Genomic DNA, 13062 nt, shown 5'->3' on the forward strand with positions numbered 1-13062 from the left:
AAATGAAACGAAGAAATTTTATAAAAACTACTACCGCAGGCGCTTTAGCAGGCATGTTGCCTTTTTATTCGAAAGGGGCAAATCCGGCTAAGAAATTGAGAATAGCCCAGGTAGGGTTAGGAATGATGGGTGTTGCAGATTTGAATGCGATTTCATCACATCCTGCAGTGGAGGTTGTTGCTCTTTGTGATGTAGACAGCGACCGATTGAAAGAGGCTCATATGAACTTCAAGAGTGCCAAAACATTTGTTGATTATAGGGAGTTGCTGAATTCAATGGAAGATGAAATCGATGCGGTAGTTGTTTCTACTGCCGATCATGCGCATGCACCCGTATCGCTAATGGCAATGGAAATGGACAAAAACGTGTATTGCCAGAAACCACTAACCAAATATGTTGCGGAATCCAGAAAGATGGATGCTGTTGCCAAAGAGAAAAACCTGATTACTCAAATGGGGATCCAGGTACATTCATTTTACGATTACAAATTGGCTACCCAGTTAATCCGTGGAGGAATTGTTGGAAAAGTAAGTAAAGTGATTGCCTGGTCTCCCAAAGTTTGGGGCTATGACGGTGAAGAACCGCAGGGAAGTGATCCGGTGCCCAGTAATTTGGATTGGAATTTGTGGCAGGGGACCGCGCAGGAAAGGCCGTATAAGGAGGGATTTTACCACCCATCCAACTGGAGAAAATGTTTGGACTATGGTTGTGGAACCCTTGGTGATATGGGTGTGCATATATTTGATACACCATACAATGCCCTGGAATTAGGAGTTCCTCTTACGGTGAAAAACAAGTGTAGAAAACCTAATGGTTTCGGTCATGCAGAGAAAAATGAAGTGACGTATGTTTTCCCCGGAACACCATATACAGCAGATACATTGGAGTGGGTATGGTATGATGGTGAAGGGGCACCCAAAATGCAAAGAAAATTAAAATTACCAAACGGGGACGATTTGCCAGCCCAAGGTGCCATGTTTATTGGTGAAGATGGAAGACGGCTATTGTTGCCTCACTTTATGGAATTACCAAGACTAATCGTCAAAGGCGAATACCAGGATTTGGAGATAGAGAAATACGATCCGAATAAGTCCCTGGGAGAACCGGTCCGTGATTATGCAGGTGAGTCCCCAAAGCATTATCATGAGTTCGTGGATGCGTGCCTGGGTAAGGCAGAATGTAGTGCTTCATTTGACTATGCTGCTAAGTTGACAGAAGTAATTCTATTAGGCGTTATTGCTGCCCAATTCCCCAATAAGAAATTGCACTGGGACGGAAAAAACGCAAAATTCAAGGAAGAAGAAGCAAATCAGTTCCTGAGTGGGAACTACCGAGACTTTTAAAGCCTTTTTTCTTCTTATAACCTAATATAGCTGATCCTGCCTCCCCCGGATCAGCTTTTTTTATTAAATATTTTGTTGATACATATAATTATCGTAATATTGCAATTAAACGATTGATTTTGTTATGGGAATTACCCGATCAGATATTTTTACGGATTACCAAAATGAAATGGCGGCATTGGCTAAAGTCCTGGGGCACCCAGCACGAGTAGCCATTTTGCAGCACCTTTTTAAAATAAATGCTTGTGTTTGCGGAGATCTGGTAGATGAAATAGGTTTGGCTCAACCTACCATTTCCCAACATTTAAAGGAATTGAAAAACCTCGGATTAATCAAAGGGACCATAGATGGCACCCGTGTATGTTATTGTATAGATAAGGAGAATTGGACAAAAATGAAAAGTAAATTTAGTCAATTTCTAGACCAGGACCTGGATTCAGTAAAGGAGTGTTGTTGAATACATTTTTTTTGAAATCATTTATCGCAATATTGCAATAAACAAATATTTATAAAATGAAACTATCACAGATTAAAGAAATCTTAGAGTATCAGGAAACTATAGAGTTTGAACTTCCTGACAGCACATTGGTACCCAAACACTTTCACGTGACAGAGGTAGGAAAAATCACAAAACACTTTATCGATTGCGGTGGAACCATACGTCACGAAGAATTAGTCAATTTCCAACTATGGGAAGCAGATGACTATAACCACCGGCTTCATCCGGAAAAATTGATTGAGATCATAGAACTGTCACAGGACAAACTTGATATTGGGGACCTTGAAATAGAAGTGGAATACCAGGGGCAAACCATCCAAAAATTTGGATTGGACTTCGACGGGACTAGTTTCCAGCTTACAAGTAAACATACGGACTGTCTGGCGAAGGAAAAATGCGGTGTGCCCGAACCAAAATCTACTTTAGTCACCATAGGTACCAAGGAAAGTGAATGTTGTACTCCAGGGAATGGTTGTTGTTAGAGCTTGAATCTTCTCATCTATAAAATAACAGTTACATGAAAAACACTCTATTTCCGGGAGTTAAAGAAATTATTCAATCGCTGGATACAACAGCTATCACGGATGAAAGAAAAGCAACACTTGATGTGTTCGTCAGGCACATACAAAACAAGTTGAAAGACCAAAATCTTGTCAGGCTAAACTTTATTTGCACGCATAATTCCCGCCGGAGTCATTTGTCCCAAGTCTGGGCTCAAACCCTGGCGCATTATTATGGGATTGCCAATATACTGTGTTATTCAGGAGGCACGGAAGAGACGGCCCTATTTCCCAGGGTATCTGAGACGCTCACAGCGTTGGGATTTCAGATACAAACACTATCGGAAGGCAAAAATCCTGTGTACAGCATTAAATACGCTGAAAATGCCTACCCTGTAATCGGATTTTCCAAAACATTTGATCATCCGTTTAATCCGAAATCCGGTTTTGCTGCCGTGATGACTTGTTCCCACGCAGACGAAAACTGTCCTTTTATACCTGGGGCCGATGTAAGAATCCCTTTGACTTTTGAAGATCCCAAGGCATTTGACAATAGCCCTCTTCAAGCTGAAAAGTACATGGAACGGAGTCTACAAATAGCGACTGAATTGAAATATATCTTTTCAAATGTCAAAAAGTAATCTATGTCTGGTGTTAAAAAGCTAAGCTTCCTGGACCAATACCTTACTGTATGGATTTTTCTGGCTATGTCCGTAGGTGTGGGACTGGGGTATTTTATCCCATCCATGCCGGATTATATTAATACTTTTAGTGTGGGAACAACCAATATTCCAATTGCAATTGGCTTGATCATTATGATGTATCCCCCACTGGCCAAGGTAAATTATAAATTGCTTCCCCGTGTTTTTCGAAATGCAAAACTGCTTACCATATCACTATTATTGAATTGGATTATCGGACCAATCTTAATGTTTGCCCTGGCGATTATATTTTTGAGGGATTATCCCGAGTACATGGTTGGCCTAATTTTGATCGGATTGGCGCGTTGTATCGCCATGGTACTGGTCTGGAATGACCTGGCAGAAGGAAGCAGCGAATACGGAGCGGGACTAGTAGCGTTGAACAGTATTTTCCAGGTATTTGCATACAGTTTTTACGCGTGGGTATTTATTACGGTATTGCCGCCGTATTTTGGTTTTGAGGGCTCCATCATAGAAATATCGGTAAGTACCATTGCTGAAAGTGTAGCTATCTACTTGGGCATTCCTTTTTTACTTGGGATTCTTACCCGTTGGATATTAGTCAGACAAAAAGGAATAGAATGGTACAACCAAAAGTTTATTCCTGCCATTTCTCCATTGACGTTGATTGCTTTACTATTTACGATCCTCGTTATGTTTTCGCTGAAAGGCGGATTAATTGTCCAAATACCCTATGACGTATTGGTAATTGCCGTCCCATTGTTGCTTTATTTTACCCTTATGTTTATTATTGGGTTTTTCGTCACCCGGTCGTTTGGAGCGAAGTACGATGAAACGGCGTCGGTAGCCTTTACAGCTGCAGGTAACAACTTTGAATTAGCGATTGCTGTAGCCATTGCAGTTTTTGGATTGAATTCCGGACAGGCTTTTGCCGGGGTGATTGGGCCACTGGTGGAAGTTCCGGCGTTGATCCTTTTGGTGCGGGTCTCATTTTGGTTGCGAAAGAAGTTTTATTTACGAGAGAGTGTGGTGAAATAGAAAGGGTTTCAGTCGGAAAGAGGGTATCCCGGAATTTAAAAATATCTACAATGTTTAATCAATAAAATAAAACCGAACTAAGGTTCGCGTCAGTGTCTCGCGACCTGACGATCATTTCAATTATGTTTAAGAGAAGTTTCTGGCTTTCCAGAACCATGGTTTTGATATCTTTTTTGCCTTATCAACCCCCATTTTGTGTCAAAGTAATAGTACAGTGAAAGAAATTACAATGGATGACGTAGAGGAAGCCCGAAGTGTTGCCTTCGATAGGCCCAGGCAACGCAAATGATTGTTTTGGGTGGCCTTTGTGTAGATACGAAAGCCCTGTCTAAGGAGTTGCAGAGCAGACTGAAGCCTCGTACTCAACGTTAGGATAATCTGAGATTAAATTTATGAAATTCAACCAATAGGAAACTTCTGTTCCTGCTCTGTGGGCATCGTACTATTAAGATATAAACATAAAATCAACAAACCTACAACCTATCCGGCCAAATATTCGGTAATTCCCCGCTAAATCCCATTTCCGGAAGATTGTCGATTTGATCCATTTCTTTATCTGAAAGTGTAAAGTCAAAAATATCTATATTTTCATTTATCCTTTCGGGTGTGGTAGACTTGGGAATGACGATAACATCGTGTTGTAAAATCCACCGTAGGCAAACCTGGGCTACCGATTTGCTATGGTTGTGGGCAATTTTCTGAAGGGTATCATTGCCAAAGACTTTTCCCCGGGCCAGGGGTGACCAGGACTCTATCAAAATGCCGTGCTTTTTGCAGAATTCGGTCAAATCCGGCTGCCAATACCCCGGGTGGAATTCAATTTGGTTCGCTGCCGGAATGACATTGGCAGTCCGGAAAAGGGCCTCCAGGTGTTCTTTCCAGAAGTTGCTCACACCGATAGATTTAATTTTTCCTTCCGTCTGCATTTCTTCCATAGCCCGCCAGGTGTCCGCATTGGTTTTTTGCCAATCGTCGTAATTCCTGGCATTGGCCGGCCAATGGATAAGATAGAGGTCGATGTAGTCCAGATCCAGTCTTCGCAGGGATTCTTCCAATTCTTTTTTGGCTGATTCATACCCCAGGTCTTCCCGCCATAGTTTAGTCGTCACTACTATTTCGGATCTCGGTACGCCGCTTGCTTTAATACCCTTTCCCACGGCTACTTCGTTTTCATATTTGGCGGCAGTGTCTAGCAGACGATATCCTGCTTTCAGTGCGTTTTTTACGGATTGTATGCCCTCATCCTCTGTGGCTTTGTAGGTTCCAAAACCAATTTGCGGAGTGGTGTTGTTGTCGTTCAGCAATAAGTCTTTCATGTGATTAGGTATTATATTTATATAGGTTTTACGTTGATAATAACGAGGGTGGGGGGTTATTGTTTTGTGTTCATATTATCATTACAAATACCATTAGCTAGATGGGCAATAGTTTCAATCATGATTCCAAAATAAGTTGACAAATCCTTTTCCTGTCCCTTTGTCTTGAAAAAAAGTTTGTGTTCCTCTCGTGGGGGACCAAAGTTCAAGACAAAATAATTGCTATACACAAAGCTTACCCGCCTTACAGTGTTAAAAGTAAGTTTCGTAGGAGGGGTAACAATGGAAGAAATTAAGAGAAGCTCTTAATGTGATTAGATACAGTGAATTGAATCATAAATATATTTCTTTGATTCGATCAACAAAGATGGAAAATTACTAATCCCGCTATTCATTCAGGTTTTACGTTGGTGGAAGGTCGTTTTCTTAACATAATTTTTATATTAGCGGGGGTTAAATAGAACACTCTCATGTCTACCTACATAGGCTAGATATGTGCAATGCATTATATATTGGATATACGCAATGTGTGTATTTGTGTGTTCGTGCGTCGGAGCCCCAAAGGGCGATGGCGCACGAACATCCAGATCGGTTCCACTCTCGTTCTGCTTCGCCCTGACGGGCAATATCGTCCCAGAGGGATCGAATTGACAGAACGGTCAGATTGAATCAATTCTGCCGAGAGCATAGCTTCACAGAACTGCGTCAATCCGATTTGGATGTTAGCTGAAACGCGAACAAAACATAATTAAAAGATTTGACAAATTTATTAAACTTATGAATTTTCAGTAGTTTGCTTAATGACATTTCGTAGGCGTTCTTCATTTTTATCACCCCAATCCCCTAAAGCAGAAATCACAGGAATTAGAGTTAATCCAAAATCAGTTAGAGAATATTCGACCTTGGGCGGAACAACAGGGTATATTTTCTTTGTCACTAATTCGTGCTGTATCAATTCATTCAGCTGAATGTTTAATACTCGTCTTGAAGCATCTGGAATTTTACGTTGCAATTCGCTTGGACGTTTATGACCTTCATTAATAAACCATAGTAAACGAATTTTCCATTTTCCATAAAGTACTTCACCAATTAAGTCAAGTCCACAATTTAGGTTCAATGGTATTTTTCTATTTTTCATGGAACAAAATTAGCACTATGTGACAAATTGTACAACAGGGGAAAAAATTATCCCTATGCAATTCGATTTTCCGTACTTGTATAAACTATTTATATGATAGAATTTTGCCCTAAAATATTTATTCAAATGGAACAGTTTAATTTCAACAACGAATTATCAGGAAAAATAGCCTTGGTGACAGGAGGCACAAAGGGTGCAGGAAAAGCAATAGCAGAAAGACTTTTTCAAGCAGGTGCAACCGTTTTAATAACGGCAAGAAATGAACCCGAAAAGAAAAACAGAAATCTACATTTTATTTCAGCAGATTTAAGCAAGCCCGAGGGAACAAAAAAAATAATTAAGGCAGTTTTAGAAAAATATGGTAAACTCGACATTCTTATAAATAACCTTGGCGGATCAGAAACACAAGGTGGTGGTTTTGCAGTATTAACTGATGAAGATTGGGAACATTCCATTCAAACCAATTTGCTTGCACCGGTTCGGCTAGACCGTGGATTTTTACCCAAAATGGTAGAAAATAAAAGTGGCGTTATCATACATATTGCTTCTATTCAAGCAAAATTACCTTTGTACGACAGTACTTTGCCTTATGCATCTGCAAAGGCGGGTTTATTGAATTACAGTAAAAGTTTATCAAATGAGGTTTCGCCAAAAGGTGTTCGGGTATTGACTGTTTCGCCAGGTTGGATAAATACATACTCGTCAAAAGCAATGATGGAGCGAATAGCAGAAAGTTCAAACATAACCATTGAACAATCCGCACAATCCGTAATGGACGGTTTAGGAGGAATACCTATTGGGAGACCTGCGCAACCCAAAGAAATTGCAGAATTGATTGGCTTTTTAGTTTCGCCAAGAGCCAACTATTTGACAGGAACAGAATTTGTAATAGATGGTGGAACCATTCCTACAGTATAATTTTAATATTTATCAAATAACAAAAACAATGAACTTGCCAAAAGTGTTAATGGAACTAGTAAAAGCACAAGACAATTTTGATAGTACAGCTTATATCAATTGTTTTACGGAAACAGCAGTAGTTGTTGACGAAGGGAAAACATATGAAGGAAAAAAGGAAATCAAAAATTGGATTGAAAAAGCCAATAAAGAATACCAAGTAACAATGAAACCCCTTGAATATTCACAAACAACAGAAATTCTTAAAGCTGAAGTTTCGGGTAATTTCCCGGGAAGCCCTGTTATTCTATCTTACAAGTTAAATTTTAAAAACGAACACATTCAATCCTTGAGAATTACTAGCTGACCAAAAAAGGGGCAGCAGCTAACAATGTATAAAAGCAATAGCGGTTTGAGCACTAACTCGAACCGTTTTTGTGTTAAATTAAGTATCTAACAATCCGAAAAGTCAGTAGAATTTTAATCTGCTACTGCTCTTATACGATACCGTTTGTGTGCCACCGCTTTGACAAGCAAAAGCGCAGAACTGAGTTTATTCGATCCGAATGTTATTTGTACCAAAATTTATTTTTGGTTCAAATGAAAGAATATGGTACAAAATGCACCTCTTGCCAAAGGCAACCCTTTTGGGGGGGACACTTCAGTACCCTTAAGCTTTGCTCAGGCTTAAACAAGTGGGTCTTTCCCAAGATATTTCGATGTACACTATAATTAAATACCAAAAATTGGTATATTTATCATAAATAATTAGTTATGAGCAAGAACACATCTATTTCATTGGGAAGTTATTATGATCAATTTATTCAATCCATCCTTCAGGAAGGCCGCTATAAAAATGCGAGTGAAGTGGTTCGTGCAGGCTTGAGATTACTCGAGGAGGAAGAGAAAAAGGTAGTTTTTCTACGAAGATCCATAGAAGACGGTATTAGTAGCGGATGGGTGGACGATTTCGATCCGGAAGAACACCTTAAAACCCTCAAGACAAAGAAAAAATAAGTGGCGAACTATAAATTCACAAAATGTGCTCTTAAAGATCTTTCGTCAATCTGGGATTATACCGTTGATACCTGGTCCGAAAAACAAGCAGATATATACTATAGACTAATTATCGATACATGTGAAGAATTAGCAAATAAACCTGCACTAGGTAAAGATTATTCAGAGATATTTCCAAATTTAAAAGGACAAATAACATCAAAACATATCATCTTTTACAGGGAAATTGATAACAACACGATTGAAATAACAAGAATTCTGCATGGAAAAATGGACCTGAAGAATAAATTGAAAAAGTAATTACCCATATCTAAGAATCTACTAATTGGGAATTAAACTTGATTATTTTAAAGGTATGACTGCACAGGTATATTGAATTTGATACCTCATTTATTACAACTTTTATGCCATTAAATGAAAATCACAAAAACAAGAATCACCAAGAAAATTCTTCAACATAAAATAAAGAGTCTATGGACAAAAATGTAAACAATAACTCAAATCCTGAAGCCATTGTCAGATCCCTTATCCAAGCGATGAGTTCCAACGATGCCGATAAAATTCGATCGTTATTTCATGAAAATGCAAAACAAGCCTATGGTGACGGTTCGTGGAAAAAAGGGGAAGATTTTTTTAGTTGGTTGCAAAGTGACATAATTGACCGCAAAGGGCATGTTGATGACGCAAAATTTTCGATAAAAGAAAATCAAGTGGTAGTCACAGGTCAATACAGCAGCTTAGGGTATACTAATAAAGCTAATTTCCTATTTTTTGTCGAAGGAGATAAAATTTTAAGTTGGCAAATGCGATATTAACTTAAATCAGGTCTGAAAAGATCATGATAGACTTTCATGTTTAGAAAATAAAAGTTTTATAGGGCAGTAATTGTTACTCCTTCAAATAATTATCTATGATAGATTAGATAGTTAAGAATACATTAATATAAAAGTAAACCCTTGAATGATTTTATCAGATAAACCCGTAAATAACAGCTTGAAATTGTTTGGATTGGGCGGTAGATATCAGAACATGAGTGGAGGTATGTTTTATAGATTGGCTTTTACTCCTACGTTTTCTCCGTATAACCAGCAATTATTTTTCCCAATGTTCGGGGTTTCTATAGGATATACATTTAAAGGTAGTTGAGCGCAAATCAATTAATGGGAACCAAATCGTGATTTAAGAGAATAATAAACGCCCGGAAACTATGTTTTTTTTATTGATGTTCAATCGCTAAAATCAAGTACTTCGATTATTGACTTGGTACTTCAGATCAGACAGGAATGTGCTACGAAAATGGATGCAATCAATACGCCAGAATGTTAGTCAATGATTATATTTAGGGAAAATAATAGGTGATGTGAAGACTGTCGAAGTTTTGTAGTCTTGCGATACGATGTAGTGTTTTGAGAGGAAGTAAATAGGCTATCTGTTTCAGTGTGTTCATTTTACGTTCATCTGACATCAATAGAGATAATTTAATATTTATAAACCATCAACCATAAACTGATAAAAACAAGGACATGAACAGATTGGATAAACAAGGAGCTACTCCTTTTGCTCAAACGTATTTTCACGGAACAAAAGCCGACTTGAAAATAGGAGACTTAATTAAGCCCGGCTTCAACTCAAACTTCGGCCTGAGGAAAAGTGCAAAATATATTTTCTTGACGGCAACTTTGGATGCAGCAATTTGGGGTGCAGAACTTTCATTAGGAGAAGGAAAAGAAAGAATTTATTTAGTAGAGCCAACAGGATGTATTGAAGACGATCCAGACTTGACAGATAGAAAATTTCCTGGTAATCCATCACAATCGTATCGTTCAACAGAGCCATTTAGAGTTGTTGGAGAAGTAACCAATTGGATAGGTCATTCAACAGAACAGGTAAATACAATGAAAGAAAATCTTGAAAAACTTAAAAAACAAGGAATTAATTCCTTAAATGATGATTAAAAAAATAAACCGCCAAAAGTCCCTGGGATAATATCAGATGGATTCTAGCCTATAATGTTTGATTTTCTCTAGGTGATTTTGGTTGTAGTGGCCAGGTCATTTCATGGTATATGTCCATAAAGATCTATTACGATTCTTTGTACTACATTGTAAATAAGAAAACTATATAAAATGAAAGTAGCTGCGATGGCTAAAATTATGTGTTTGGTATTTTGTTTCTTGCTGGGATCGAGTTGTAATAAAACCCCTTCCAAACAAAAACCAAATATTCTACTCATTTGTGTGGATGATCTACGCCCGGAATTAAAAAGCTTTGGAGTGGAATACATTAGCGCGCCCAATATAGATGATTTGGGAGCAAATGGGTTTACTTTTCAGCAGCATTTTGTTAATGCCCCGAGCTGCGGACCCTCACGGTACACCTTATTAACAGGGCTCTATGGGCCTCCGGGAAACAACGCCCTATTTCTCCGTGCCAAGAAAATAGAAGAGGGATCAGAGGAAGTACATCCCAGTATGCCGGAGTGGTTCAAAACTCATGGATATACCACTGTGTCGGTAGGAAAAGTTTCTCATCACCCAGGAGGAAGAGGGGGAAAGGACTGGAATGATAGCACAATCATTGAAATGCCAAATGCCTGGGATAAGCACTTAATGCCAGTAGCAGAATGGGAGCATCCTCGTGGCATGATGCACGGATTGGCGCATGGAGAGATTCGTATAAATCGCAATGAAATGGACGTCTTACAGGCTGTAAAAGGGGATGACAATATCTATCCGGACGGGGCAATAACTGACGAAGCACTACACCAATTAGGAGCGCTCGCTGAAAACAATGAAAAGCCCTTTTTCCTTGCAGTTGGTATCATAAGGCCACACCTGCCTTTTGGTACACCAAAATCCTATTTGGACAGATACGATGGTGTACAACTTCCGGAAATACAACACCCAGAAAAACCGGAAGGAAAAACCACATGGCATAAATCAGGGGAGTTTATGGCATATAACCGTTGGGGCAAAGACCCCAATACTGATTCGGTTTTCGCAGACGAAGTGCGTCGTCACTACGCAGCCTGCGTAAGTTATGCGGATGCACAAGTAGGTAAAATTCTAAATGAATTGAAACGTTCCGGGGCTGATAAAAATACCATTGTGATACTTTGGGGAGATCATGGTTGGCACCTGGGAGAACATGCGATTTGGGGTAAGCATAGTTTATTTGAAGAGTCATTGCATTCTCCCTTGATCATGCACTATCCCGGAATGAAGAATATAGGTTCTCAAACAGATGCCATCGTAGAGACCCTTGATATCTTTCCCACATTGTGTGATTTAACAGGTATCGATATTCCTGAATTTACGCAAGGCATGTCACTGAAGCAGGTATTGGAAGACCCGAATAGAGATGGTCATCCGGCAATAGCTTACAGAAGCAACTTTTCGACGATTCGTACTGAGACGCATAGGATGACGCTTCATCAGGATGGATTTGTTGAACTTTATGACCATACAACTGTAGAAAAAGAAACCAAAAACATTGCAGATCAACATCCGGAGTTAGTAGAGAAGTTAAAAAGTGTTTTAAATGCCAGATTACAGTAAAACGCCTGCGTGTCATAATTAGTAAAAGGGTCGTACATGTATTTAATTGAAAACGTTGCTGCGATCATAATAGATAGTAGAAATACTTGAAATCTCTGATAATCTTTCGCCAACTTCTTTTGGTCAAATTAGAAACCAATTAGATGATAAAAAATCTACAACAGATCAAACTTAATGGAAGGACCATTATTGAGAAACTGAAAGTTATTACTCCTTTGCGTCAAAGTCCTGAATTTGACGATGAAGCCTGTTTCCTGTTTTTTAGCGAAGGAAGTTCAGAAATTGTATCTCCTACCGAAAGGATTTCCATTCTGGAGCATGAAAGTGTTTTATTAAAGTGCGGGACTTATCTTGCGGACCTTTTTCAAAATACTGAAACAGGGATTTGCGAAGTTTGTGTGATCCATTTATTCCCTGACATTCTGGAGAAGATTTTTAAAGATGAGATTCCATTTTTTGTTAAGCACCAAAAAAGTGACAGATATTCATTCCGTCTTTCGAAAAGAAATGCCATCAACCATTTTATTGAAAGTCTCAATTTCTATTTTGATAATCCGGGTTTGGCTAAAGAAGAACTTGTCTATCTCAAAATCAAGGAACTTGTTCTGCTTTTACTCCATACGGAAGCGGCCAATTCCATAATAGACCTGTACAGCTATTTATTTACCCCCCAGCAGGCAAATATTGTAGAGGTGGTAGAATCCCACCTCTATGCTGATTTGAATATTGAGCAATTGGCCTTTCTGGCGAGGCAGAGTCTCTCATCTTTTAAAAGAAATTTTAAAAAACATTTCAATGATACACCGGCCAATTATATTCGAAATAAACGACTGCAAAAAGCAGCGGACCTTCTGTCGTACTCTTCTTATACCATAAATGAGATCTGTTTCCATATTGGTTATGAAGACAGTGTGCATTTCTCCAAAATCTTTCAAAAGAAATTTGGCATTTTACCCTCTAAGTACCGTAATGCCAGTAAATAAAAATAAGTAATTGGTTTTCTGATCCAAATTCACGGTAGTTTGGACTTTCTTTCGCAGTAGGTTGTATCCCGATCACCATAGTTTTGCTACCATTATTTATTCAAAAACAAAA

The 13062-nt window shown here is 38.8% G+C and carries 16 protein-coding genes; 14 read left to right on the plus strand and 2 right to left on the minus strand.

Features of this window, described 5'->3' with window-relative positions; genetic code table 11:
* Positions 1-2: 2 nt before the first annotated feature.
* The 5 genes from LVD47_RS02670 (at position 3) to arsB (ending at position 4042) form a co-directional block, all read left to right on the plus strand.
* Positions 3-1343 carry a Gfo/Idh/MocA family protein gene (locus tag LVD47_RS02670; protein ID WP_236973980.1) on the plus strand — a complete coding sequence of 447 codons (1341 nt, stop codon included), beginning with the start codon at positions 3-5 and terminating at the stop codon, positions 1341-1343.
* Between the two features lie 124 nt (positions 1344-1467).
* The gene (locus LVD47_RS02675) at positions 1468-1800 is read left to right on the plus strand and encodes an ArsR/SmtB family transcription factor (RefSeq protein WP_236973981.1); all 333 of its coding nucleotides are present in this window, start codon (positions 1468-1470) and stop codon (positions 1798-1800) included.
* Positions 1801-1856: 56 nt separating this feature from the next.
* Positions 1857-2324: a DUF6428 family protein gene (locus tag LVD47_RS02680; protein ID WP_236973982.1), complete on the plus strand. Its 468-nt coding sequence runs from the start codon at positions 1857-1859 to the stop codon at positions 2322-2324.
* 35 nt (positions 2325-2359) lie between these two features.
* A complete protein-coding gene (locus tag LVD47_RS02685) occupies positions 2360-2983 on the plus strand; it encodes an arsenate-mycothiol transferase ArsC (protein WP_236973983.1) in 624 nt (207 codons plus the stop codon).
* A 3-nt stretch (positions 2984-2986) separates the two neighbouring features.
* Complete coding sequence (gene arsB / locus LVD47_RS02690; protein WP_236973984.1) at positions 2987-4042, plus strand: ACR3 family arsenite efflux transporter; 1056 nt, start codon at positions 2987-2989, stop codon at positions 4040-4042.
* A 473-nt stretch (positions 4043-4515) separates the two neighbouring features.
* Here arsB and LVD47_RS02695 read toward each other — a convergent pair whose 3' ends face one another.
* On the minus strand, positions 4516-5358 hold the full coding sequence (locus tag LVD47_RS02695; protein ID WP_236973987.1) for an aldo/keto reductase: 843 nt from the start codon (positions 5356-5358) through the stop codon (positions 4516-4518).
* 775 nt (positions 5359-6133) lie between these two features.
* The gene (locus tag LVD47_RS02700) at positions 6134-6496 is read right to left on the minus strand and encodes a winged helix-turn-helix transcriptional regulator (protein WP_236973988.1); all 363 of its coding nucleotides are present in this window, start codon (positions 6494-6496) and stop codon (positions 6134-6136) included.
* A gap of 126 nt (positions 6497-6622) precedes the next feature.
* Between LVD47_RS02700 and LVD47_RS02705 the strand changes: the two genes are divergently transcribed.
* From LVD47_RS02705 to LVD47_RS02745, 9 genes are all read left to right on the plus strand, one after another.
* Positions 6623-7414, plus strand: a complete 792-nt coding sequence (locus LVD47_RS02705) for an SDR family oxidoreductase (protein ID WP_236973989.1) — start codon at positions 6623-6625, stop codon at positions 7412-7414.
* A 28-nt stretch (positions 7415-7442) separates the two neighbouring features.
* Positions 7443-7760, plus strand: a complete 318-nt coding sequence (locus LVD47_RS02710; protein WP_236973990.1) for a hypothetical protein — start codon at positions 7443-7445, stop codon at positions 7758-7760.
* A gap of 407 nt (positions 7761-8167) precedes the next feature.
* A complete protein-coding gene (locus LVD47_RS02715) occupies positions 8168-8410 on the plus strand; it encodes a type II toxin-antitoxin system ParD family antitoxin (protein WP_236973991.1) in 243 nt (80 codons plus the stop codon).
* Positions 8411-8710 carry a type II toxin-antitoxin system RelE/ParE family toxin gene (locus LVD47_RS02720; RefSeq protein WP_236973993.1) on the plus strand — a complete coding sequence of 100 codons (300 nt, stop codon included), beginning with the start codon at positions 8411-8413 and terminating at the stop codon, positions 8708-8710.
* Between the two features lie 173 nt (positions 8711-8883).
* Positions 8884-9225 (plus strand): nuclear transport factor 2-like protein, encoded by a 342-nt coding sequence (locus LVD47_RS02725; protein WP_236973995.1) that lies wholly within the window; start codon positions 8884-8886, stop codon positions 9223-9225.
* Between the two features lie 145 nt (positions 9226-9370).
* The gene (locus tag LVD47_RS02730) at positions 9371-9556 is read left to right on the plus strand and encodes a hypothetical protein (protein ID WP_236973996.1); all 186 of its coding nucleotides are present in this window, start codon (positions 9371-9373) and stop codon (positions 9554-9556) included.
* A 377-nt stretch (positions 9557-9933) separates the two neighbouring features.
* Complete coding sequence (gene arr, locus LVD47_RS02735; RefSeq protein WP_236973997.1) at positions 9934-10365, plus strand: NAD(+)--rifampin ADP-ribosyltransferase; 432 nt, start codon at positions 9934-9936, stop codon at positions 10363-10365.
* Positions 10366-10536: 171 nt separating this feature from the next.
* Positions 10537-11967, plus strand: a complete 1431-nt coding sequence (locus tag LVD47_RS02740; protein WP_236973998.1) for a sulfatase — start codon at positions 10537-10539, stop codon at positions 11965-11967.
* A gap of 143 nt (positions 11968-12110) precedes the next feature.
* On the plus strand, positions 12111-12950 hold the full coding sequence (locus tag LVD47_RS02745) for a helix-turn-helix transcriptional regulator (RefSeq protein ID WP_236973999.1): 840 nt from the start codon (positions 12111-12113) through the stop codon (positions 12948-12950).
* Positions 12951-13062: the final 112 nt, after the last annotated feature.

It is taken from the genome of Membranihabitans maritimus, from assembly GCF_021729145.1.
GTDB lineage: Bacteria > Bacteroidota > Bacteroidia > Chitinophagales > Saprospiraceae > Membranihabitans > Membranihabitans maritimus.

Excerpts from the sequence above, each read along its gene's own strand:
- arr (WP_236973997.1), top strand. The coding sequence starts at position 9,934 with ATGAACAGATTGGATAAACAAGGAGCTACTCCTTTTGCTCAAACGTAT.
- LVD47_RS02740 (WP_236973998.1), top strand. The coding sequence starts at position 10,537 with ATGAAAGTAGCTGCGATGGCTAAAATTATGTGTTTGGTATTTTGTTTC.
- LVD47_RS02705 (WP_236973989.1), top strand. The coding sequence starts at position 6,623 with ATGGAACAGTTTAATTTCAACAACGAATTATCAGGAAAAATAGCCTTG.
- LVD47_RS02710 (WP_236973990.1), top strand. The coding sequence starts at position 7,443 with ATGAACTTGCCAAAAGTGTTAATGGAACTAGTAAAAGCACAAGACAAT.
- LVD47_RS02670 (WP_236973980.1), top strand. The coding sequence starts at position 3 with ATGAAACGAAGAAATTTTATAAAAACTACTACCGCAGGCGCTTTAGCA.
- LVD47_RS02685 (WP_236973983.1), top strand. The coding sequence starts at position 2,360 with ATGAAAAACACTCTATTTCCGGGAGTTAAAGAAATTATTCAATCGCTG.
- arsB (WP_236973984.1), top strand. The coding sequence starts at position 2,987 with ATGTCTGGTGTTAAAAAGCTAAGCTTCCTGGACCAATACCTTACTGTA.
- LVD47_RS02725 (WP_236973995.1), top strand. The coding sequence starts at position 8,884 with ATGGACAAAAATGTAAACAATAACTCAAATCCTGAAGCCATTGTCAGA.
- LVD47_RS02695 (WP_236973987.1), bottom strand. The coding sequence starts at position 5,358 with ATGAAAGACTTATTGCTGAACGACAACAACACCACTCCGCAAATTGGT.
- LVD47_RS02730 (WP_236973996.1), top strand. The coding sequence starts at position 9,371 with ATGATTTTATCAGATAAACCCGTAAATAACAGCTTGAAATTGTTTGGA.
- LVD47_RS02700 (WP_236973988.1), bottom strand. The coding sequence starts at position 6,496 with ATGAAAAATAGAAAAATACCATTGAACCTAAATTGTGGACTTGACTTA.
- LVD47_RS02715 (WP_236973991.1), top strand. The coding sequence starts at position 8,168 with ATGAGCAAGAACACATCTATTTCATTGGGAAGTTATTATGATCAATTT.
- LVD47_RS02680 (WP_236973982.1), top strand. The coding sequence starts at position 1,857 with ATGAAACTATCACAGATTAAAGAAATCTTAGAGTATCAGGAAACTATA.
- LVD47_RS02745 (WP_236973999.1), top strand. The coding sequence starts at position 12,111 with ATGATAAAAAATCTACAACAGATCAAACTTAATGGAAGGACCATTATT.
- LVD47_RS02675 (WP_236973981.1), top strand. The coding sequence starts at position 1,468 with ATGGGAATTACCCGATCAGATATTTTTACGGATTACCAAAATGAAATG.